We start from the raw sequence: 22,208 nt of genomic DNA, 5'->3' as shown, positions 1-22,208 counted from the left end.
TTTTATGCTTGAATTCCGCGCTGCTGATTTACATCAAGACCAATTGTAGACGGCAGTGTCAGACGTGCCTGTCGAACTCGCAGGAGAAGTAAACGAGCGGTTCGTTCCACTCTCCCAGATAACATTACCGAGACTGTCCTTCTTAATGAACTTGAATTCGAAGGTCGTCCCTTTCGGCACACTTACTGGCAGGAACCATACTGGATAGTTCGGATTCATCATCGCTTCCGTCGATTTAGCTGCATCCCAGCTGCCAAGCTCAGGAATGCTGCCGACGATATGAATATTTTGTCCAACTGCCGTTGTAGCGTTGACCTTAAAGATGACCTGCACCTGATCACCCGACAGTACCTCGTAAGTAAAGCTATTGCTGACATTTGTCCCTTTCGTAACCGTAATGCTGCTTGAACCGGCAGCTACAGCTGGAACGACAGCTTCGATAAACGTATCATTGTTGGAAACGATCGTTGCAGCAGCCGTACCGAATTTCACGGTAGCCGTACCGCCTAAGCCCGTTCCGTAAATATAAACGGTATTGCCTGGGCGTCCTGAGGTAGAAACTACATCTCCGATTCTTGGAACGGTAGTGCCAAGCGATGGATTGTATGCCAAAATGTTAACCTCGCCGCCTGAGAGCGTAAAGCTGGAAATTTTATTTTGACCTGATACGCTCGTAACCGTATTCGACGCGCCCATTAGCAGGCCGGACAATCCATCTGTGTATGTTCCTACCGGCAACGTTGTATTAATTGCAGGAACCGTATACGAAATATCTGGCTGTCTATTTACAGCGACAATCACTTGCTTGTCGTAGAACTGACGCTGATAAACGAGAACATTGTCTGTGCTGTACAGGATAGAAGTTGTACCATAAGCGATCGCTTCGTTGGACTGGCGCAATGCCGATAGATTCTTGATCACTTTGAAAGCAGTTGTCGTCTCATCGAAAGCAGCCGCCTTCTGCATAAATGAACGGCCAGCAATATCGCTGCTGTCCGCGGAGGACATATACTGCTCCGTACCGTAATAAATATTTGGTGTTCCACGTGATGTCATAAGCGTTGCGAGCGCAGCGTGATAAGGCTTATTGTTCGATTGAATATAGCGGAACCGCGTAACGTCGTGGTTGTCGAGGAATGTTACCGCTTGATTCTCATAGGAATAATCGGCGCTCGTTTGTGTCAGCATATTACCGAAAGTAGACATCGTCTCGGAGAAGTTGCCGAAAGCATTTGTTGCAGAACGATAAAATTCAAAATCAAGATTATTCACGCCCGTACGGTCAGGGAAGGTACGGAATTCATCATATTTCGGGTCAGGTCTGCTGATAAAAAATTCACCAAAATGAGTGAGCGGTCCGCCTGCAGCGGAGTCAATGGCATCTTTCAAGCCTTTTGTAAATGCAGGATTCATATGCAGCGTTGCATCATGGCGGAAGCCATCAACGCCCTTCGATTTCCAGAACGTCGCTGCCTTCTCCAAATGCGCAACTACATTGGCATTCTCTTGCGAGAAATCCGCAAGCGAGCCGAGCTCCTTATGACGGAAGCCATAACGAGAATTGTCGCCTGCGCGATCGCCTAATCCGTGAAACCAGCCGTTTACATCATTATTCGGGTCGGCGATTAAATTTTCTATTTTGCCATCATTGTTGTAATCGTAAGGGTTGCCAGCAGCATTGAAGGCATAATTGCCGCTTGCGTCTTTATCCGGCTCATAGAGCTTGCCGTCTTCTGGAGAATTGCCGTTAGTCGGGTTTTGCCAGCGGCTCGTATGATTCGTTACAAAATCAATGACCAGCTTCATTCCTTGATTATGGAGAGCATCACGAAGATTCTCAAAGTCCTTCATCAGCCCAAAATGCTGATTCGTTGCAAAATAATTGCGGACATGATACCCATGGAAGCTCGTCCATTTATTCATGCTGCCGCCAGGCTGGTAATCCTCAATTACAGTATCTCTATTCTCGTAAGGTGCGGATATCCAAACAGCTGTTACACCCATATTTTTCAAATAAGGAATTTTGTCGATAATCCCTTGCCAATCTCCGCCTTGATAAAGCTTTAAATCATTGCCATCCCCTTTGCCATCGCCATTCGCATCATCAAATAAAGCAGCGGAGGAGCCAGCAGGGATATTATTGCTTGTGTTGCCATCATAAAATCGATCCGTAATAATTTGGTACACCGTATCCTTTGGCGTAACTGGACTAAGCGCGGACGATGCGGTTAATGCCTCTGCTTCTCTTGGATTAACACTAATTGCCGGCAATACAAGTGCTGCTGCTAATACGAACAAAGCTAACCTTTTCCCTATAACCTTCATCCATTCAACACTCCCCACTATTTTGAAATGCAGATTTATTGCCTAGTTCAAAAAATACCCTCCGTTTAGACGCATGATTTCACCTAGGCTCCTAGAAGTTTGGCATCCCCCCCTTCATAGACTGCAAGTCATCGCGCTGCTTCTGTTCATTTCTTTACTGCTGTGCTTTGCCTAATGGTCAGCTCGACTCCAATTACGACCTTGCGATCGACAGCAGCATCCTTATCCATTTGTGCAGTCAGCAATTTCACAGCCGTCTGTCCTTTGAGCACAATATCCTGATGAACGGTCGTTAAGCCGGGCACCATATAATGGCTGTTTTGATTATCGTCAAAACCCATTACGGACACATCACGCGGCACAACGATACCAAGATCATGCAAGCCTTTAATTAGTCCAATAGCGAGAACATCCGATAAAGCGAATACAGCCGTTAGCTCCTGTCCTCTTGAAGCGATTTGAGATGCAGTGCGATAACCGCCAATGGATGAGGTAGGAACCTCGAAAACATAGTCGCTTTGGTAGGTCAATCCCGCTTCTTTCAGCGCTCTCTTATAGCCGAGCCACCGTCTGTGATTAACGCCTTCTTCCAGCAGTGTCCCGGTCAATAATGCGATGTTCTGGTGTCCAAGCGATAACAGATGTTTTGTTCCGATATAACCGCCAAGCTCATCATCCAACCCAACTTGGTACAGCTCATCGTTTTTTAAATAACTATCCATAAATACACAAGGCACATTCAAATCTAAAATTCGCTCGTATATCGGTGAACCCTCAAATACGCCAATAATGATCAAACCATCCAAATGGCGTTCACGAACGAATGAAAAGGTTTCATCCGGCTCCACCCCGACAAGAAGCACATGCAGCTTCTCGTTCCGTGCTCCTTCTTCAATGCCCGTAACAAGCTGCCAATAAAACGGATTGTCATGCAGCCTGCCTTTCTCCAAAAAAGGGACAATGACCGCTATTAGCGATGATTTCTTATCCTTTAAATTGCGAGCGGACATGCTTGGCGTGAAGTTCATCTCAGCGATAGCTGCTTGAACCGACTGAACCGTATTAGGCGCTACTCTGCCTGTTCCATTCAGCACGTTGGATACTGTAGCAATCGATACTTTTGCGCGTTTAGCAACGTCTTTAATCGTTATTCGTTCCTGACTCATGACGAACCACCTTTACAATAATTAAACGTTTCATCTACGTAAAAGACTTATGAACAAAGAGTTTATATTAGGATATATATGAAATTAATATATAATTGATTAAACGTTTCATTTAATAATTCATACTATATTTTATCCTGTATATTTCTGTCAATCATTATTTTGTAAGCGCTCTACTTTATCCGGTCAGATGGCTTCTTCTACTCTGTAATAAAAAGAAAAATGAGCTTCAATGCCAATAAGATGTTTCAACTCTAACAAAATGGTGTATACATATTGACAGACATCTTCTAGTTTGTAATAATTATAAACAAGGAGTTAGTCTAATTTAATTCAGAATTTGCAATCAACCTTTCCATTTTTGTATTCACTGACTGCAAATAGCGCAAACTACCATCAGAAAGGATGATCATTATGACAACACCTACAACTGTACAACAACATTTGAATCGCCAAATCGCCAACTGGAGCGTACTTTACATCAAGCTGCACAATTATCACTGGTACGTAAAGGGCTCTCAGTTTTTCACTTTGCATGCAAAATTCCAAGAGCTTTATGAAGAAGCTGCGCTTCATGTCGATGAAATCGCTGAACGCTTGCTTGCCGTGAAGGGTACGCCTATCGCAACCATGAAAGATTATTTGAAAACTTCAAGCATTGAAGAAGCATCCAATAAGGAAGATGCTACGCAAATGGTTGAGCAATTGATTAAAGATTTTACAACCGTAATCGGTGAACTGAAAGACGGCATGGAGGCCGCACAAAAGGCTGACGACGAAACAACAGCCGACATGCTCCTTGCTATTCATACGACACTTGAGAAGCATGTATGGATGCTTACCGCTTTTAATGGCAAATAATTGTTGCACGTCCTATGCAAAAAGGAGCTTCGGCAGTATACTCACTGTCGAAGCTCCTTTATTTGCTTAGTGTTCTAGCCTGATACATCCATTATTAATCGCTGTTCATTTTGAGAACATCAACCGCTTTGAGCTTGAGTGCTGCTCTAGCTGGCGTAATATTAATGAGAAGAGAGGCCAGCAGCAAGCCAGCTATAATGGGAAAAACAATATCGAATGGATACTCATATAGGAGTGCCGACTTATCGCCTTTCAAATCCGCTTTCACACTCTCGACAAACATATGAACCCCGCTAAGGCCTATCGCTAAGCCTGACAACAAACCCATCAAGCTTATAACAAAACCTTCAATAAACAGCATCCAAAATATGGACTTTCCGGGAACGCCGATGCAGCGCATCATTCCGATCTGTTTGCTCCGCTCGCGCACGGCTCTAAACAAAATAATCGCAAGACCTAGCAAACCAATAAGAGCGGATATAACCGTAAAACCTATGAATCCATAGCCAATTTGTTTATTAATCAATTGCTCCGCTGTATTTTGTACATAAGGAACATGAAAGGCCAACACGCCTTCAAGTGCAAATCTTTCCTCCAGCTCCTTAGCCAGCTTAATGTCTTTATAATCAAATTGGAATAAAACGAAACCAAGATCGGTTTGGTTGGGCCATTTGTGACCCAGCGGACGCAGCTCATCTACAACTTTTTTGTTCATCAAGGTTGTGCCATAGAAATCTATTAATCCGGAAGCTGCGTCGTTATTTAAAAAACCAGAGATAATGAAATCTCGTTTCTGTTCGGGAACCCAAGCTTCTTCTCTCGATCGGAGCTTGCTTTTATATACAGGAAGCGTAATCTTATCGCCTGCCTTGAGATTCAATAATTGCTCAGGAAACTTCTCTTTATAATAGTCAGGCAGGATCACATATGCAGGATCATTCAGTACAGCGTGCCATGCTTCAGCATCGCTTGAGAACGCTGGTGATCGTGCATTTAATGCAAAGTTGTTATTAAGCAGGAGCTCCTTCGTAACGGGTATAATAGCTTGAGCTATGCCGTTCTCCTGCATACTAAGCATATAAGGCTCCACGACAACTTTCCCCTTCATATGCTCCTGTATCAACGGGTCAGCAGCGGCAACCGCTTCAATTTTATCCTTCTCCAGCTCAGATTGGTATACAGCATAACCACCAAAACCTAAGACGGTTTGATTTATGCGATCAACATTCCCGCTAGCTTGTAAAAGCTGCGTAATGCCAACCAAAAATGTAATCAACATCATAACAAGTGCAAATAAAAGCGATGCTGTGTACGTTCGTCCTTTATGTTGATTCGGGTATTTAACAGCGAGGAGCATGGATATCGGCGGAACACCAATAAACCGCAGCAGCTTTTGCAGCGGGACAGTCATTTTCCCCACTACATTAAGCGCGATAAATAACACTGTAAACACGGATGCTATCCAAGTAAGCACAATGGTAAGCATGTTGTCATTCGTTAATTCTGGCGGATCGATAAATGCAAATATAAAATGAACACAAGTAGCGGATAAACCCGCAGCGATTACCCAGCGGTTACGCGTTCGTTTCCACCCTCTCGCTCGCAAGGTCCCGCCGTCCGCTGAAGGCCCTCGCAGCGCTTCAACAATATTGAACCTGCTTGCTTTGCGAGCTGTTAATCCAGAAATGAAAAGAAGAAACAGCAAGGTTGCTGCGAATACAGCTGCTGCTGTTAGGATTGAAACATGAGCTGTAATCGGCACAACGAGACCGGCCATTTGAGACAAATCCGCAGCATAGAAGCTATAAAAAAATTGTATCAAACCATAACCGCCAGACAACCCAATTAGCGTACCAAGCAGCGCACTAGCTACTGACAGCAAGAGCGCTTCAACCATGAACATAGCAGATATATTGTCTCGCGAGAATCCGATTGCTCGTAGAATACCGTACATCTCCCGCCTGGAATCGCCAATCATGACCAGCACCTGCCGCATAAACAGCATGCTCGATATAACGGCTACAATACTGATCATGCCAATAATGATCGAATAGTTCATATCATCGACTTCATTTTTATATTTGCTCTTTAAATTTTCTACATTGTATGTCTGGCCTGAAACAAAAAACATGCCGCCCAAGTTTACAGATGGATCAGTGCTTCCCGCAAGTATAGCCTCATAGCCATCTCCAGCTTGGCCAGACATTTGACGCACTGCTTGCTCCGTACCGATTATTGTACCGGCAAATGCACCATATTCTTGGTAGCCAGTGAGTCCCCGCTGCTCTACTACCGCTCGAATGCGAAATAACTTATCTTTGCCCGAGACAGAAACCTTAAGCGCGTCACCGACATCAACATGCAGAAGCTTGGCTATGTCACGGTTAATAATAAGCTCATCGTCAGTCAAGCCATTTGTCCATAAGTCTTCAAATGCAGGATCAAACCTAGCAGCTTCCTCCATAGAGAAGCCCATAAACAGTATATTTTTCAGGATGGATTGTTCACCCGTATTTGCAGCCTCAGCAAAAACAGCCGCTTCCGCTTTTACATAGGGAAGAATTGTATAATCGCTTTTTCGAGAGAAGTCTATTAAAAATGCAGCCTCTTGCGCTGAGAAGCCTTCAGAATTAAGCTTCTCCGGCGTTAGCTTCCAGTTGATCGGGCCTAGATGCTTCTCAATCCAAGCTGCCCCGCTTCGCTCGACCGATTCATAGTTTACAGCACTAATGGCGATCAGCATGGCCCCGATGGCGCCAGCCATTATCGTGATCAACGTCTGCTTCCATTGTTTTCTCAAATGACTCAGCGCCATTCGCCATACAAGACGAGACGTTAGCATGACGAAACGCCCCCATCATGGATAACACGTCCGTTTTGCAAGCGAATGGTGCGTGATGTTCGGTTAGCTACTTGTTGATCATGCGTCACAATAACGATCGTTGTGTTGTAATGGCGATTGAGCATCTCCAGCATGCCAATGATTTGATCCGCCGTTTCCGTATCAAGCGCGCCTGTAGGCTCATCTGCCCAAATGATATCGGGTCTCCCCACAATAGCTCTAGCGATAGCAACTCGTTGATTCTGACCGCCCGATAGTTGATTAGGATATTGATTAGCTTTATCAGACAGCCCAACCTCTTTGAGCGCTTCAAACGCTCTCTCTTTGGCCTTATTGGCATCACTGCCAGCGGCAATAAGCGGCAGCGCCGTATTCTCCCAAGCATTCAGCACCGGTATGAGATGATAGGATTGAAACACGAACCCCATCTTCGCAAGCCGCAGCTTAGCGATCTTTTCGTCTTCCCATGAATGGATGGGCGCATCTCCAATCCATACTTCACCTTTATCGCTGGACTCGATGCCAGCCATAATATGCAGCAGCGTTGATTTGCCGCAACCGGAGGCACCCGTAATGGATACCATTTCTCCTTTAGTAATTGTAAAAGATACGTCCCTCAGCGCTCTGACCGCTGCTTCTCCCTTGCCATACGTCTTGCATAATTCTTTTATCTTTATCATTTCTTCAAATCTCACCCCTTGTTCCATTGAATGCTATCACTTTATCAAATCGATATGCATTCTTAATGGAGCAAATATGCAGAACTTGTGCAGATGGCTAGTCTTTTATAATGGGGAGGCTTAATGTAAAAGCAGCTCCTTTGCCATAGCTGCTCGACACATCAAGCGTTCCGCTGTGGGCATGCGCGAATTGCTTCGCTATAGCGAGCCCAAGGCCCAGCCCTGAGCCGCGTTTGCTTGCTCTAGCTTGCCCAGCTCCTCTGTAAAAGCGGTCAAAAACAAAAGCAAGCTCCTCCTCTTCAATACCCAAACCATCATCGATAATCGCCAATTCCGCATATCCAGCTTCTAAGCGGAGCTCGATTCGCAGCTCATGGCGTGCATGCTGCAGCGCATTCCCAATCAAATTAATAATAATTTGTCTGATTCTTGCTTCATCCGCATAGATACGAATATCATGCTCAATATGTATCGTTGTCTGTACCGTATGTTCATCCGATTGAACGACAAGCGTCTCAGCAACCGCCGCAGCTAGCTCGGTAAGTGAAAACCAGCTTTTGCTTAAGGACAAATGGCCAGATTCCGCTAACGACAGCTCCTGTAAATCACGAACTAACTTAGTCAGACGCAGCGTCTCATCATGAAGCGATACAGTACGCGCTAATGGCAGCGGCAGTCCCTCCTGAATAGCATGGTCCAGCTGCGTCCGCATGACTGCAATCGGCGTTCGAAGCTCATGAGCAATGTCAGCTACCATCGTTCGCCTAACCGTTTCTAGGCGTTCTACGCGCCGCGCAAGTTCATCTATTTGATCGAGCGCATCCGTGAGATGCATGTCCCCGTCTATACGATTATTTTCTGATAAAGAGGCTCGCTCCCAAATTAACGCCGCTATTCGCCGCTCCGTTTGTTTTGAAACATTGTGCGAGCGTTGAATAACCCATAATCCAATGCTGTATATCAACATAGCGAGCAACAGCGGCGGCAATACCATTCTCATACTTATAAGTTTCTGAGCTGTAGTCGATACCTGCGTATACCCGACAATCGAGCCATTTGAGAGTACGGCTATTTTCCGCTCGTCTTTATCCGTATTTTGCTTAATGACCAGCGTGGCTATCTCGGTTATTGCATCTTTGTCATAAACGATAATGGACAGCGACTTGTGTCCGGAAATCATGTAACGATCATGCTGAAGCCGATCCTCAAGACCGATCCAGCTTCCCGTCGTCTCATAAAAAAGCTTAGCGTATCCATTCCAAAACAGCTGCGTCTTCTTAAGCTCAGTCCGATCGATGCTGTTCATCATCCATAAGGTACAAATAAATGCAACAATGACAGCAATCATACATATGTAAACTAATCTAAGCTTCTCACGCTGCATGCTTATACTGCTATAGCTCTTCACAGTACTTCCTCCGTAAAACGATAGCCAACTCCATACACGGTTTGAATGAGCTCACGCTTCTCATCGCCGCCTTCCAGCTTACGCCTCAAATTGCGAATATGTGAATCGAGCGTTCGCTCATAACCGAGAAAACCGTCGCCAAGCGCCTCATCCATCAAATGTGTTCGTGTAAACACTCTGCCTGGATTTGCCGCGAGCTTCCACAGCAGCAAAAATTCAGTACGGGTCAAGTCAAGTTTGTGCTCATTGAGCACAGCTGTGAAGCGCTGCTGATCGAGCATGAGCGGTCCTCTATAAATAATCGATTCATCAGGCGCAGGAAGGGATGGCTCGCCATGCTTGCTTGCTCTGCGCATAACCGCTTTAATTCTCGCACTTAGTTCACGAAGCCCAAACGGCTTCGTCAAATAATCGTCCGCGCCAAGCTCCAGTGCCAGCACCTTATCGAATTCATCACCCTTGGCTGTAACCATAATGAAGGGCAGCTTCCACTCTTTTTCATTACGCTTGCAAATGTCTATTCCACTTACTCCACCGGGCAGCATCCAATCTACTAGCAGCAAATCCGGATTCATCTGCTTAATGAGCGGCTCCGCTTCGGTCAATGTGGAAGCGCCATAAACCTCCACCGATTCTTTCCGCAAATAATCAGCGCATTCCTGAAGCAGCTGCTGCTCATCCTCAATCCAAACGACTTTCATCTTACACTCACACTCCCCTAAATAAATTGTTGCATAAAAAAACAGTTCTTCCAAGTAGGGAAGAACTGTCTTTTCATACAAATCTATGGATGTTCGCTAAACATACTCGCTGCCGCGAAATGACAATCAAATGATCTTATACAAGCTTTACGCCGCAGCTGCCTACAACTGTGCCTGCCCATAATGCTTGCAGCTGGTCACCGTCATGCAAAGCAGCCACCCCTGCTGGCGTTCCTGTGAATAGAAGATCGCCGGCGCCAAGCCCGTAATGCTCTCCTACGAATTGAATCAGCTCCGATACGCTGAATAACATATCGCTGGCTTTGCCGCGCTGCGCCTCTTCGCCATTTCGCAAGAGAACAAACTCGTTTTCAGCAAGAGCCGCTGCACCTGGATAAGGAAGCCATTCACCAAGCGGAGCTGAGTTTTTAAACCCTTTGGCCGCAAGCCATGGCTGTCCCTTAGCCTTCAGCTTGGACTGAACGTCACGAAGTGTTAAGTCCAAACCAAGCGCCATGCCGTCAATGCATTGTTCTGGATCGATGCCCGGCTCATACGCACGGCCAATCCGCAGTACGATCTCAAGCTCAAAGTGTACCTCGCCTACATTACCGGGAAGATCAACGGTGTTGCCTGCCATTGGAACAATGGCATGCGACGGCTTTGTAAACACGAGCGGCTTATCAGGCACCTCATTGCCAAGCTCCAAAGCGTGAAGTTTATAATTTCGACCGATACAATAAATATTACGAATCTCATTGCTGCTCATGAACAATGCCGCCTTTCTATTTCAACTAAGTTAAATCGGTTTCGTTTACTTCTGGGCAGCAATTTGCTCAGCCAATTCATTCAGTTCTGCCCAGCGGTCCATTAGCTTCTCCAGCTTTTCTTCCAGCTGCTGCTGCTCTGCTGCCAGCTCTAGGAGACGAGCAGAATCGCTGCTTGCAGCTTCCATGCGTGAGGCGATTTCACTGATCTCGGTTTCCGCAGCCTCAATCCAGCCATCAATTTGCTCAAAGTCCTTTTGATCCTTGTAGGACATTTTGAGTGTACGTCCCTTAACCGCGGGTTTCGCAGCCGCTTCTGTACTTTTCACCTCTGCGCTCGAAGCCGCTTTTGCAACCGCTGATGGCGTAGTTCCAGAGCCGTATTTCTCAACAAACGCTTGGTAATCCGAATAGTTGCCGGTGTGATGTGCAATCACGCCATTGCCCTCGAACGCGATAATCTTGTCTACTGTCCGATCAAGGAAATAACGATCATGAGAGACAACGAACACCACGCCCGGGAAATCGTCAAGATAATCCTCCAGCACTGTAAGTGTGGAAATATCCAAGTCATTCGTCGGCTCATCGAGCAGCAGCACATTCGGCGCATTCATTAACACGCGCAATAGCTGCAAGCGGCGCTTCTCGCCGCCGGACAGCTTCGAAATCGGTGTCCACTGCATCGTAGGGGAGAATAGGAAACGCTCCAGCATTTGTCCCGCCGATATGGTCGAGCCATCAGCCGTCTTTACTTGCTCAGCGCCCTCGCGGATATATTCGATCACCCGCAAAGATTGATCCATCTCTTCATGCTCTTGCGAGAACCAGCCCAGCTTGACTGTTGTACCAAGGTCCACGGTTCCTTCGTCTGGCGTTAATTGCCCTGTAATCAGCTTCATTAGCGTTGATTTCCCGCTTCCGTTGCGGCCGACGATGCCTACTCGGTCCTCTGGAACAGCAATATAGCTAAAATCGCGAATAAGCGTCCGATCACCAAAGCTTTTTTTCACATTTTCCATTTCAAGGATTTTCCGGCCAAGTCTAGTCGAAGCTACCGATACGTCCATCTTCCCGCCCGCTTGCTTCGGTGCATCTGCCTTAAGCGCCTCAAAGCGATCGATACGCGCCTTTTGCTTCGTCGATCTTGCTTTAGCTCCTCGTCTGATCCAAGCGAGTTCATTGCGCAGCAAATTTTGACGCTTCGATTCTGTCGAAGCTTCCCGCTCCTCGCGGTCCAGCTTCAGCTCAAGGAAACGACTGTAGTTTGCTTGATAGAAATGGGCTTGGCCTTTATCGAGCTCGATGACGCGGTTACTGACACGATCAAGGAAATACCGATCATGCGTAATCATGAGCAATGCGCCTCTGCGTTTTTGCAGCATGCCTTCGAGCCAAGCCACGGAATCATTATCGATATGGTTCGTAGGCTCATCCAGAATGAGCACATCGGAAGGAAGCAATAAAGCAGCAGCCATAGCGACACGCTTGCGCTGGCCGCCGGACAGCGTCTCTACCTTCGCTTCAAAATCATTAATGCCAAGCTTTGACAGCGCCATCTTCGCATCGCTCTCCAGCTGCCATGCATCAAATTCATCCATAAGCTGATTTGCCTTAATCAGCTTATCTTGCAGCGCTACATCGCTTGGATTAAGCTCAATCGCTTCCATTGCCGCAGCATAAGCCTGCACAGCTCTTAGCTGAGGAGAATCTCCGCCAAGCACATGCTCCAGCGTCGTTTCGTTCGGAGCAAATACCGGATCCTGCGCCAGCATTCTAACCGTTACCCGGTTGCCGATCGACACTGTGCCTGAGTCAGCTTGTTCTAGGCCCGCAATCACCTTAAGAAAGGTGGACTTTCCCGTGCCGTTCACACCAATGATGCCGACTTTGTCGCCATCCTCTACGCCAAATGTTACATTTTCGAACAATAGCTTCTCGCCATAGCTCTTCGTTATATGTTCTACAGACAATAAATGCATGAGACAAACCTACTTTTTTGGAATAGTATTGCTGCGATTGCAGCCCCTCGTATCATACCATAAAAAGCCCATATCATAACATGAACCTCTGTACAGCAAAAAGAATCAGCACCTTGTCCCATGAGACAAGAGCTGATCCTTTCTTATTTCGCTGTTTATTAACGCTTTCCGATCATGTTCTCGGGACGAACAAATTCATCGAATTGCTCTGAAGTAAGCAAGCCGCTCGCGATAGCCGACTCCTTCAATGTTAGTCCTTTTTTGTGAGCGTTTTTGGCAATGGCAGCCGCATTCTCGTAGCCGATATGCGGATTAAGCGCTGTGACCAGCATAAGCGACTGATCTAGATTACGTTTGATTACCGCTTCGTTTGGCTCGATGCCAACCGCGCAGTTGTCGTTGAATGAAACCATGCCATCAGCAAGAAGGGCTACTGATTGCAGGAAGTTATAGATGATAACTGGTTTGAATACGTTTAGCTCGAAGTTTCCTTGGCTTGCTGCCATCGAAATAGCCGTATCATTGCCAATCACTTGGCATACTGCCATCGTCAAAGCTTCGCTTTGCGTTGGATTAACTTTACCTGGCATAATCGAGCTGCCCGGCTCGTTCTCTGGAATCGAAATTTCACCGATGCCGCAGCGTGGACCGCTTGCCAGCCATCTTACATCGTTTGCAATTTTCATCAAATCAGCCGCCAGCGCTTTTACGGCACCATGCGTGTATACGATTTGGTCGTGGCTTGTAAGGGAGTGGAATTTGTTCTCTGCCGTTACAAATGTTTTGCCCGTAAGTGCCGTTACTTCTTGCGCCACTGCGACTGCAAAGTCAGGGTGAGCGTTAAGGCCCGTACCAACTGCCGTACCGCCAAGCGCTAGATCGCGCATCGTTTCTACGCTTTGAACTAACATAGCGCGCGTTCTGTCCAGCATAGAGTACCAGCCGCTGATTTCTTGACCAAGCGTAATTGGTGTAGCATCTTGAAGATGAGTACGCCCGATTTTTACAATATCGTTAAACTTCTCCGCTTTCGCGCGAAGCGTGCCATTCAGTAGATCAAGAGATGGAAGCAAGCGATCCTCGAGCGCAATTACGCCAGCAATATGCATCGCTGCAGGGAATGTATCATTCGAGCTTTGTGAGCGGTTTACGTCATCATTCGGGTGGATGCGCACTTCGCTTCCGCGTTCTGCAAGCAAGTTATTCGCACGGTTAGCAATAACCTCATTCACGTTCATGTTCGTTTGCGTGCCGCTGCCTGTTTGCCATACGACTAATGGAAAATGCTCATCCCATTTGCCTGAAACGATTTCGTCTACCGCTTCACCAATAATCGCTGACTTTGCTGCATCCAAAACGCCAAGCTTCTCGTTGGCTTGCGCGGCTGCTTTTTTAATATAAGCCATCGCATACACCACTTCTATCGGCATGCGCTCACCGCTAATTTTGAAGTTTTGCAAGCTGCGTTGCGTTTGTGCGCCCCATAGCTTATCCGCAGGAACCTGAATCTCGCCCATTGTGTCCTTCTCAATACGATAATCCATTAATTGAACGACTCCTTTAATCAATTGTGTTTTCTCTTTTTTGACCCTGTTTCTGTTATAACGCTATTCCCGATCAGAATCAAGCAAAGCTCCCAAATTGGTTATAAGGACTGCGCTTTTGCTGAGCATACTGCTCACGCTAAACATACGCTTCTTCAGTCATAAGAGGGAGTTCTAAGGCAAAGCATGAGCCGTGCTCATTGGATTCCATCAGCCATATCCGGCCTGCCATTTGCTCAGCAAGTTTCTTACAGATAGATAGCCCGAGCCCTGTACCGCTGTATTCGAAGCTGCGCTCAGGTGTATGCAATTGAGAGAATGGTTTAAAAAGCATGTCCAGCTTCTCCGCACAAATACCGATTCCTGTATCTCTAACCTTTACAAGCATTAAAGGATAACTTGATTCTGAAGACAGCTGCTCCACAGAAAGCGTTACACCGCCAGTATTTGTGAATTTGATTGCATTGCTGATTAGATTAATCATGATTTGCTGAATTTTCGTAGCATCGGTCCTAACCATATCCGGTATAGTAGGACAGACCTCCACATGAAGCTTAATCCCTTTTTTGGCAGCATCCGGACCAAGCAGCTCTTGAACTTGTTTGACGCATGATCGCAGGTCAAGCGGGAGATGAACGAGCTCTGATTGATCGGATTCGATTTTGGCATACGATAAAATATCATTTAGCACAGCGAGCAATGAATCACCGCTGGACTGTGTAATTTTAATATATTTACGCTGCTCCTCGGTCAGCTCAGTGGACTGAAGCAGATCGATCATCCCGATGATACCGTTTAGAGGGGTGCGGATTTCATGACTCATCACGGCCAGCAGGTTGGATTTCTCCTCAGCCAAATCACAAATCTTATGATGGGCTTCCTGCAGTGCCATGGCTGCGTCTTCCAATTCTAGAACATTGGCAAAAAAAGCAGCTAACGATGACATGAAAGCTACTTCCTTCTCGTCGTAAGCATAAAAGTTATGGTCAAAGGCACAAAGGGAGCCGTATACTTCTCCACTTTTTTTGACGATCTGAACTCCCATGAAAGAACAGCCGCCGACCAGCTTCGTTGCATCCATATCCCGCGTGAGCGGATGTGTCAGATTATTATTAATAATTAATGGCCCTTCTGACTTTTCAATGACCAAATGACAATAGGACTCTTCGTTGTCAACGACTAAGCCTTCATCCAAAATCATGTAGTCGCGATTATACGACCTCAAGACGGTTGTTGTCATTCTGTCATTTATAGCGATGCAAAACGTGTTTGCAGGTATCATCGTATAGGCCGTGCTCATTACTTGTGTAGCCGAATTATAAATATTTGCTGAGACTATCGTTAGCATGTCCTCAATAATCGTAGATCTCATACTACCCATCCCATCATGATTATGAATATGACCGTTACACTAAAATTCCATATGTATTGATCATATACTTCTATAGGAAAGAAGTCTAAGCCTTTCGACCTAGCAATGCCTGTGATTAAAGCAAACGTTGCCTCTGAATAGTCACGAGCTGCCTATTTTTCTTCGTTATTCTTTTCGCTGCAGCGTACCGTTTTTCTCTTCGATTTCAATAAATACTGCTCTTTCATCCGGCTCATTGTTGGGTGAGTGCATGGCAAGCATAAGCTGTCCTTCCAATGAGCGGAACAACATGCCATGTCCACCATCCTGCGGGAAAAGCGTCTCCGCATCCTGCGTCCATGGCCCTTCAATCGTTCCGCTGGCTGAACGGGCGATCCCAATAGCGTAGCCATTTTTCGAACCGCTTGACCAAAGCATAAGCAGCTCGCCTACTTGATTACGATATAGATAAGGGCCGTCTGTTATATAGTTGTTATGATCATCGCCAAATGGAATAGCCCAAGCTGCTTCCGATGCGGAGAAAAGCATGATCGGCTCTCCAGCCGCTTCCTTTAAATCTGCGGTCAATGGAATGGCGCACATTTTACCATCATTCACCTGCACCCATTCTTGGCAAAATACCATCCATGGCGTTCCATCTGCTTCGATATGCAGCGTACCGTCAAGACATTCCCACTCCGATGGAGTGACGGGCTTATCTGTAAGCGGGACAAAAGGCCCAAGAGGGCTTTCCGCTATTAAAACCTGTGTTGCGCGCCGCTGATCCTCTGACTTAAATGAAGCAAACATATAGTAGCTGTTATCGTAAACATACACTTCAGGCGCCCAAAAATGATGATCCGACCAAAAAGCCGGCGCTGGCCTGAAGGCTGGATAAGGCCCATCCCAATTCTCAAGATCAGTGCTTTTGTACGTATCGAACCCCGTCCCTGGAGCTGACCATACATTCTCATCCGTTGTCCCGTATAGGTAATAACATTTCTCTTGCTCATTTACGAGTATGTAAGGATCACGAATTCGAATTTGCTCTCGTTTCAGCATTGGCTGGATTTCCCCCTCTAAACTAGTCACGTAACTATGAGAAAATGATATCCTTTTTTACATTTCAAAAAAAAGAACCTGACAGAGGCAGCCTCCGTCAGGTATTTGATTAAAGTCCTTTTGCTTCGCGGTAAGCTGCGATATAAGCAGCGGCTTTCTGCTCAATGAGCGAGAAGTCGCCCGTTTTTACAGCGTCCTTCGTTAGATCGGATCCGATACCGACCGCTACCGCGCCCGCTTTGATCCAGTCCTTTAGGTTGTCGAGCGATACGCCGCCGGTTGGCATAACGTTAGCCTGCGGCAACGGCCCTTTAATAGAAGGAATCACACTTGGTGAATATAGGTTGCCTGGGAACAGCTTCACGATATCAACGCCCAGCTCCAATGCCGTTTGAATTTCATGAATGGTCATTGTACCCGGCAAAATAGGAACCGCATAGCGATTGCAAAGCTTGATCGTATCCGGATTAAGCGCTGGAGAAACGACATATTCCGCCCCTGCCAATATAGCAGCGCGTGCCGTTTCTGGATCTAGTACTGTGCCGACGCCGATAATAGCAAAGTTGTCAGCATCAGGTGATACGGAGCTTGAATACTCTTTGGATAATTGCTCGATGGCACGCAGTGCAAATGGCACTGTCATCGTAATTTCAATCGCCTTGATACCGCCCTTAATTGCACGGCGTGACATTTCCACAACTTCCTCAGGCGAGTCCGCACGCAATACTGCCACGACGCCGGCATCCGTCAACTGCTGAAGCACTCTAAGCTTTTTCATCCCTTAGTCCCTCTTCCCATTATGTTCGTATTTGTTCGAAAATGTGTAGTCTATACCGCTCATTATATGTCGTTTCAGCTAAATCTTCAATGGAATGCCCTACTTCGCGTAATCGATTTCAAGAAACTTTTCTACTTCTGTCACCCAACGTTCATTTACAAACTGCACATGCAGCGGATGCTCGTTATAAGCATCGTAATCAGCCTGATTCGCAAATTCCATTGCGAAGCTATGGCGGTAGTCATTTTTCCCGCTTACTTGCTTATACACTTGAAAGTTCTTAACAGACGGAATCGAAGTTAGAATCCGCTCGCCATCCTCCAAAAACTGCTGTTCCTCCGCAGAGCCTTGTTCATGCTTCAAGTTAAAAATGACGGAGTGCAAAATCCAGTCTTTTGTTTGCGTTGTCATTCGTTTCACTCCTTCTTCTCTATGAAATGGTTTTGTTCCTATAAAAATAACATAAACAAGCTGCTAAGTGGAACGCTTTTCGTTACAAAGCCTTCCATTTTTTGTTCTTGTTCTTTTTTCAAAATATACATTATTATAAGCTTGGTTCTATTAAATTCCGAAACGATAGTATTGGAATTTAGTAGCTTCTGCTCTATTATGTTTATGTTAACATTTATGACATGAGAGGAAGATTGGTAGAATGCAAGAAGGTCAGCTTAAGGGGAAAAAGGGTTTACGAAAGCTCGCTGTCTCATCATTGACTTTATTCGTGCTGTCGATGCCGTTTAACGGCATGTTCGCAGCAGCAGCGGATGCAGGGTCCAGCGTGAAACTCAGAATTATGGAAACAACAGACATTCACACCAATCTTGTGCCGTACGATTATTACAAAGATGCCGTTTCCAATACGGTCGGATTTGCTAGAACTTCAAATCTGATTAAAGCGGCTAGAGCAGAATCAAAGAACACATTCCTTGTTGACAACGGTGACCTTATCCAAGGCACGCCGCTTGGCACTTACAAGGCAGTCGTAGCTCCAATTAAAGACAAAGAGATTCATCCCGTTTATAAGGCCATGAATCAACTTAACTACGACGTTGCTACCCTTGGCAACCATGAGTTCAACTATGGATTAGATTATTTGGACAACGCTCTTAAAGGCGCCAATTTTCCTTATGTGAGCGCAAACGTATATATCGATGATAAGGACTCGAATCCGGATAACGATGTGAACCGCTTTGAGCCTTACAAAATTATTACGAAAAAAGTCGTTGATGAATCCGGTCAGGAGCAGACGCTGAAAATCGGTGTTATCGGCTTTGTACCTCCGCAAATTACACAGTGGGACAAAACTTGGCTTGAAGGCAAAGTCATTACGAAGGATATTGCCGCAACTGCTGAGAAATTTGTACCTAAAATGAGAGCGGAAGGCGCGGACATTATTATCGCTATGGCGCACACGGGCTTTAATGGCAACTCTCAAGCAAATACTAACGCTGAGGATGCTGTACTGCTTCTTAGCAAGGTGTCTGGTATTGATGCAATTACATTCTCTCATACTCATAAAGTATTCCCTGCAGTTGACGAGAAATCGCTCGACGCTTTATTTAAGGATGCTTCTGGCAAAGTATATGCAAGCGTTGACAATGCGAAGGGCACGATTAATGGAGTGCCAGCCGTGCAAGCTGGATACGGCGGAAGCAATCTAGGAATTATTGATTTGTCGCTAGAGAAACAGGATGGCAAATGGAAAGTTGCTGGCTCCCAGTCTTCCACGAAAGCGATTTACGATAGCGCAGCGAAGAAACCGCTTGTTGAAATCGATCAAGCGATCATCGACGCCGTGAATGGTGACCACGAAGCAACGATTAAATACGCAAACAACCCTATCGGAACAACAACAGCGCCGATTCACAGCTATTTTGCGCTCGTACAAGACGACCCTTCTGTTCAGATCGTAACGAACGCACAGAAATGGTATGTTGAAAACTATATTAAGAAAAACCTGCCAGAATACAAGGACACGCCAATCTTGTCCGTAGGCGCTCCATTCAAGGCGGGACGCAATGGCGTTGAGGAATTCACAGAAATTAAAGCCGGCCCGCTCGCGATTAAGAGTGCAGGCGATCTCTATCTCTACGACAACACGCTTAAAGCGATCATGGTTAAGGGTTCTGTTGTGAAAGAATGGCTGGAAATGTCTGCTGGCAAATTCAATCAAATCGATCCAAGCAAATCGGAAGAGCAAGAACTGCTTAATCCTTCATTCCAAGTGTATAACTTTGATGTGATCGATGGCGTAACTTACCAAGTTGACGTTACCAAACCAGCTAAATATAAAGTTGATGGTACGATTAATGATGCAGCTTCCAGCCGGATCATTAAGTTAAACTACAAAGGCAAGCCGGTAGATCCAAATCAAGATTTCATCGTTATTACTAACAATTACCGTGCTGGCGGCGGCGGCAACTTCCCAGGCGTTAAAGGAAGTAAATATATTATTGACGCACCGGACGAAAACCGCCAAATCTTAATGGATTACATTAGCACCAATAAGCAAATCAACCCATCGATCGATAACAACTGGTCGATTGCTCCAGTTATGGGCGATGTAAAGGTTACATTCACTTCATCTCCAAAAGCGGCGGAGTATGCTAAAACGACGAACAACATCCGTTACTTGGATAAAGTCGATGAAAAGGGCTTCGGCATCTTCTCCCTCGACCTAAACAAGCTATTTACTGATGTACCAGCTTCTCACTGGGCTTCCCCTGCTATTAATGAGCTGGTTGCAAAACAAATCGTTACAGGCAAAACCGATACCACTTTTGAGCCAAACACGAACGTTACCCGCGCGGAATTCGCGACACTGCTCGTGAAAGCTTTGAAATTGACTGCGAAAAGCAAAAGCTCGTTCACCGATGTTCCAGCGACTGCATGGTATGCGGAATCCGTTGCAGCGGCAAGCGAGAACGGCTTGGTTAACGGAGTTTCCAAAGGCAAATTTGCTCCGAACGACAAAATTACGCGTGAGCAAATGGCAGTAATGGCAAGCAACGTATTGAAACTCAAAGCAGGCAAAGAGACGATCGTAGCGGAAAGCAAAAAAATGGCCGACGATGCTCAAATTAGTGCTTGGGCAAAAGCTGGCGTGAATATCGTAGTTGACCGCGGGGTTATGAACGGACGCGGCGAAGGCAAGTTTGTCCCTAAAGCGTCATCGACTCGTGCGGAAGCGGCGAAAGTCGTTCATACGCTGATCAGCGATATTTCGGTACAATTGCTGGGCATTAACGATTTCCACGGACAATTGGATTACAAAAAAGATGTAAAAGATGCAGCGGGCAAAGTCGTGTCGACACTCGGAGGCGCGGATTATTTGGCCACATATTTGAAACAACGCGAAGCTTCGAATCCGAACACGCTGCTTGTGCATGCTGGCGATGCGGTTGGTGCTAGCGCACCGGTATCCGCGATGCTGCAGGATGAGCCGACGATCGATTTCTTGAACCGTCTCGGCTTCGATATCGGCACACTCGGCAACCATGAGTTTGACGCTGGCGCAGCTGAAGCACTCCGCTTAATCAACGGAGGCAAAAACCCGAAAACGGGCAAGGATTTCGCCGGTGCAAACTTCCCTTATGTCGCTGCAAACGTAGTGGATGCAAACGGCAAACCGCTGCTTGACGCCTACAAAGTACTTGAAGTTGGCGGAGTTAAAGTCGGTTTTATCGGGGTCGTAACGAATATTACGCCTTCTATCGTAAAAGCTGAAAGCATTAAAGGCCTTAACTTTATCGAGCAAGCTCCAGCGGTTAACAAAGCAGTGAAAGAACTGCAAGCGAAGGGCGTGCACACCATAGTTATTTTGGCGCATGATCCATTCGATGGCAAAGCCGACGCTCCAACTGGCGAAGTTGTCGATCTGGCTAACAACGTTGATGATGATGTAGACGTCATCTTCGCAGGCCACAACCATGGCGGCCTGAACAAAATGATCGACGGCAAACTTGTCATTGAAGCCTTTTCTTATGGTACGGCATTCTCTGATGTGGATCTAGTTATCGATCGTGCAACGCATAATGTTATTTCCGCTAAAGGCGAAGTCGTTGAAGTGAAACGCGAAGGCGTTACGCCGGATGCAGAAATTGCACAAATGATCAAATCGTACCAAGAGCTGAACGCTCCAGTTATGAACGCACCGGTTACTAAAACGGATGCTGCCATTACACGTACAACTAGCGCTTCCGGCGAATCAGCGCTAGGAAACCTAATTGCCGATGGCATGCGCGAAGTAATGAAAGCGGACTTTGCATTCATGAATTCAGGCGGAATTCGTAATGATCTTCCACAAGGAAATGTCACTTACGGAAACATGTTCTCCGTACAGCCTTTCGGCAATGTGCTCATTAAGATGACGCTGACTGGCGCGCAAATGAAAGAGCTGATGAATCAGCAATGGGCAGGAACAAGCCCGAAGATTGGCCAAATTTCCGGTTTCACATATAAGTATGACGATAGCAAGCCAGACGGCCAAAAGATTGTTGAAATCAAGAAAGCCGATGGCACTGTTCTAGATGACGCAGCAGCCTATACGATTGTCGTGAACGATTTTATGGCAACAGGCGGTGACGGCTACACGGTGCTCTTGAAAGGAACAAACCGTGAGGCTGGTCCTGTAGATCTTGACGCTACGATCACATATATTAATGCGAAATCCACAGCCGGTACTATCTCGGCAAAAATTGAAGGCCGCTTTACTAAAGTGAACTAATCACCTGTTAAAAGAAAA

At 46.2% G+C, this 22,208-nt stretch carries 15 protein-coding genes; 2 read left to right on the top strand and 13 right to left on the bottom strand.

Going from position 1 to position 22,208, the window contains the following annotated elements; all coding sequences use genetic code 11:
- Window positions 1–33: 33 nt before the first annotated feature.
- Together AC1DOV_RS02990 and AC1DOV_RS02985 are read right to left on the bottom strand one after the other, a co-directional pair.
- Window positions 34–2,325, bottom strand: coding sequence for an alpha-amylase family glycosyl hydrolase (locus AC1DOV_RS02990; RefSeq protein WP_477549134.1), 2,292 nt, complete (start codon window positions 2,323–2,325; stop codon window positions 34–36).
- Window positions 2,326–2,471: 146 nt separating this feature from the next.
- Window positions 2,472–3,491 (bottom strand): LacI family DNA-binding transcriptional regulator, encoded by a 1,020-nt coding sequence (locus tag AC1DOV_RS02985; protein ID WP_477549133.1) that lies wholly within the window; start codon window positions 3,489–3,491, stop codon window positions 2,472–2,474.
- Window positions 3,492–3,905: 414 nt separating this feature from the next.
- Between AC1DOV_RS02985 and AC1DOV_RS02980 the strand changes: the two genes are divergently transcribed.
- Window positions 3,906–4,352 (top strand): Dps family protein, encoded by a 447-nt coding sequence (locus AC1DOV_RS02980; protein WP_430055183.1) that lies wholly within the window; start codon window positions 3,906–3,908, stop codon window positions 4,350–4,352.
- A 94-nt stretch (window positions 4,353–4,446) separates the two neighbouring features.
- Here AC1DOV_RS02980 and AC1DOV_RS02975 read toward each other — a convergent pair whose 3' ends face one another.
- The 11 genes from AC1DOV_RS02975 to AC1DOV_RS02925 form a co-directional block, all read right to left on the bottom strand.
- On the bottom strand, window positions 4,447–7,194 hold the full coding sequence (locus AC1DOV_RS02975; protein WP_477549132.1) for an ABC transporter permease: 2,748 nt from the start codon (window positions 7,192–7,194) through the stop codon (window positions 4,447–4,449).
- Window positions 7,188–7,874 carry an ABC transporter ATP-binding protein gene (locus tag AC1DOV_RS02970; protein WP_475446220.1) on the bottom strand — a complete coding sequence of 229 codons (687 nt, stop codon included), beginning with the start codon at window positions 7,872–7,874 and terminating at the stop codon, window positions 7,188–7,190. Before AC1DOV_RS02970 ends, AC1DOV_RS02975 begins: the two co-directional genes overlap by 7 nt.
- A 97-nt stretch (window positions 7,875–7,971) precedes the next feature.
- Window positions 7,972–9,282 carry a sensor histidine kinase gene (locus AC1DOV_RS02965; RefSeq protein WP_477549131.1) on the bottom strand — a complete coding sequence of 437 codons (1,311 nt, stop codon included), beginning with the start codon at window positions 9,280–9,282 and terminating at the stop codon, window positions 7,972–7,974.
- Window positions 9,279–9,983 (bottom strand): winged helix-turn-helix domain-containing protein, encoded by a 705-nt coding sequence (locus AC1DOV_RS02960; protein WP_477549130.1) that lies wholly within the window; start codon window positions 9,981–9,983, stop codon window positions 9,279–9,281. Before AC1DOV_RS02960 ends, AC1DOV_RS02965 begins: the two co-directional genes overlap by 4 nt.
- Window positions 9,984–10,119: 136 nt before the next feature.
- Window positions 10,120–10,752 (bottom strand): fumarylacetoacetate hydrolase family protein, encoded by a 633-nt coding sequence (locus AC1DOV_RS02955; protein ID WP_477549129.1) that lies wholly within the window; start codon window positions 10,750–10,752, stop codon window positions 10,120–10,122.
- A 45-nt stretch (window positions 10,753–10,797) separates the two neighbouring features.
- Window positions 10,798–12,729: an ABC-F family ATP-binding cassette domain-containing protein gene (locus AC1DOV_RS02950; protein WP_477549128.1), complete on the bottom strand. Its 1,932-nt coding sequence runs from the start codon at window positions 12,727–12,729 to the stop codon at window positions 10,798–10,800.
- Between the two features lie 158 nt (window positions 12,730–12,887).
- Window positions 12,888–14,273, bottom strand: a complete 1,386-nt coding sequence (gene fumC / locus AC1DOV_RS02945; RefSeq protein WP_076268818.1) for a class II fumarate hydratase — start codon at window positions 14,271–14,273, stop codon at window positions 12,888–12,890.
- Between the two features lie 139 nt (window positions 14,274–14,412).
- Complete coding sequence (locus AC1DOV_RS02940) at window positions 14,413–15,645, bottom strand: GAF domain-containing sensor histidine kinase (RefSeq protein WP_477510792.1); 1,233 nt, start codon at window positions 15,643–15,645, stop codon at window positions 14,413–14,415.
- Between the two features lie 165 nt (window positions 15,646–15,810).
- Window positions 15,811–16,686 carry a glycoside hydrolase family 43 protein gene (locus AC1DOV_RS02935; RefSeq protein WP_477549127.1) on the bottom strand — a complete coding sequence of 292 codons (876 nt, stop codon included), beginning with the start codon at window positions 16,684–16,686 and terminating at the stop codon, window positions 15,811–15,813.
- Between the two features lie 109 nt (window positions 16,687–16,795).
- On the bottom strand, window positions 16,796–17,464 hold the full coding sequence (locus AC1DOV_RS02930) for a bifunctional 2-keto-4-hydroxyglutarate aldolase/2-keto-3-deoxy-6-phosphogluconate aldolase (protein WP_477549126.1): 669 nt from the start codon (window positions 17,462–17,464) through the stop codon (window positions 16,796–16,798).
- Between the two features lie 99 nt (window positions 17,465–17,563).
- Window positions 17,564–17,875, bottom strand: coding sequence for a Dabb family protein (locus AC1DOV_RS02925; RefSeq protein ID WP_477549125.1), 312 nt, complete (start codon window positions 17,873–17,875; stop codon window positions 17,564–17,566).
- Between the two features lie 241 nt (window positions 17,876–18,116).
- On the opposite strand from AC1DOV_RS02925, the gene AC1DOV_RS02920 reads away from it, so the two are divergent.
- Window positions 18,117–22,190, top strand: coding sequence for a bifunctional 2',3'-cyclic-nucleotide 2'-phosphodiesterase/3'-nucleotidase (locus AC1DOV_RS02920; RefSeq protein ID WP_477549124.1), 4,074 nt, complete (start codon window positions 18,117–18,119; stop codon window positions 22,188–22,190).
- The last annotated feature ends 18 nt before the right edge of the window (window positions 22,191–22,208 follow it).

The sequence above is a fragment of the Paenibacillus sp. 01T47 genome, from assembly GCF_056398245.1.
Note: the sequence above shows the minus strand (reverse complement) of the source record. Positions and strands in the feature narration are given on the sequence as shown.

Coding starts and splice junctions, on each gene's coding strand:
- AC1DOV_RS02990 (WP_477549134.1), bottom strand. CDS start 2,325: ATGAAGGTTATAGGGAAAAGGTTAGCTTTGTTCGTATTAGCAGCAGCA.
- AC1DOV_RS02985 (WP_477549133.1), bottom strand. CDS start 3,491: ATGAGTCAGGAACGAATAACGATTAAAGACGTTGCTAAACGCGCAAAA.
- AC1DOV_RS02980 (WP_430055183.1), top strand. CDS start 3,906: ATGACAACACCTACAACTGTACAACAACATTTGAATCGCCAAATCGCC.
- AC1DOV_RS02975 (WP_477549132.1), bottom strand. CDS start 7,194: ATGCTAACGTCTCGTCTTGTATGGCGAATGGCGCTGAGTCATTTGAGA.
- AC1DOV_RS02970 (WP_475446220.1), bottom strand. CDS start 7,874: ATGATAAAGATAAAAGAATTATGCAAGACGTATGGCAAGGGAGAAGCA.
- AC1DOV_RS02960 (WP_477549130.1), bottom strand. CDS start 9,983: ATGAAAGTCGTTTGGATTGAGGATGAGCAGCAGCTGCTTCAGGAATGC.
- AC1DOV_RS02955 (WP_477549129.1), bottom strand. CDS start 10,752: ATGAGCAGCAATGAGATTCGTAATATTTATTGTATCGGTCGAAATTAT.
- AC1DOV_RS02950 (WP_477549128.1), bottom strand. CDS start 12,729: ATGCATTTATTGTCTGTAGAACATATAACGAAGAGCTATGGCGAGAAG.
- fumC (WP_076268818.1), bottom strand. CDS start 14,273: ATGGATTATCGTATTGAGAAGGACACAATGGGCGAGATTCAGGTTCCT.
- AC1DOV_RS02940 (WP_477510792.1), bottom strand. CDS start 15,645: ATGAGATCTACGATTATTGAGGACATGCTAACGATAGTCTCAGCAAAT.
- AC1DOV_RS02935 (WP_477549127.1), bottom strand. CDS start 16,686: ATGCTGAAACGAGAGCAAATTCGAATTCGTGATCCTTACATACTCGTA.
- AC1DOV_RS02930 (WP_477549126.1), bottom strand. CDS start 17,464: ATGAAAAAGCTTAGAGTGCTTCAGCAGTTGACGGATGCCGGCGTCGTG.
- AC1DOV_RS02925 (WP_477549125.1), bottom strand. CDS start 17,875: ATGACAACGCAAACAAAAGACTGGATTTTGCACTCCGTCATTTTTAAC.
- AC1DOV_RS02920 (WP_477549124.1), top strand. CDS start 18,117: ATGCAAGAAGGTCAGCTTAAGGGGAAAAAGGGTTTACGAAAGCTCGCT.